At 64.5% G+C, this 273-nt stretch carries 1 protein-coding gene; it reads left to right on the top strand.

All coding sequences use genetic code 11. The annotated features are described in order from the left end of the window. Positions 1-57: 57 nt before the first annotated feature. A partial coding sequence (locus tag ABG80_RS18090; RefSeq protein ID WP_152987732.1) for a hypothetical protein occupies positions 58-273 on the top strand: 216 nt, incomplete at its 3' end.

Raw genomic sequence — 273 nt, 5'->3', positions numbered from 1 at the left:
GGCCCGCGCCGAGGAAGCTATCGAGCGTTCCGGTGCCCTGGATCAAGGGAGCCTGTGATGCTCACGCTGACCGGCACCATTCGAGCAGTCACCACCCTGGGTGGTGGCGTCAACAAGAAGACCGGCGAGGTGATCCACACCCGCCCGGTTCTCCAGATCGAGGGCCTCGATAACCGTGGCCTCGTTCAACTCTTCACCCTCACAGTTCCGGACACCAAGCCTTTCGAGGGCCGAGTGGGTGAGCAGGTGTCCGTGCCGGTGCGTGCGTGGGCT

Origin of the sequence: Aquabacterium parvum (genome assembly GCF_001447195.1) — a bacterium.
In the GTDB taxonomy this organism is placed as follows: Bacteria; Pseudomonadota; Gammaproteobacteria; order Burkholderiales; family Burkholderiaceae_C; genus Aquabacterium; species Aquabacterium parvum.
The sequence above is the reverse complement of the archived record's forward strand: the minus strand, read 5'-3'. Positions and strand labels throughout refer to the sequence as shown.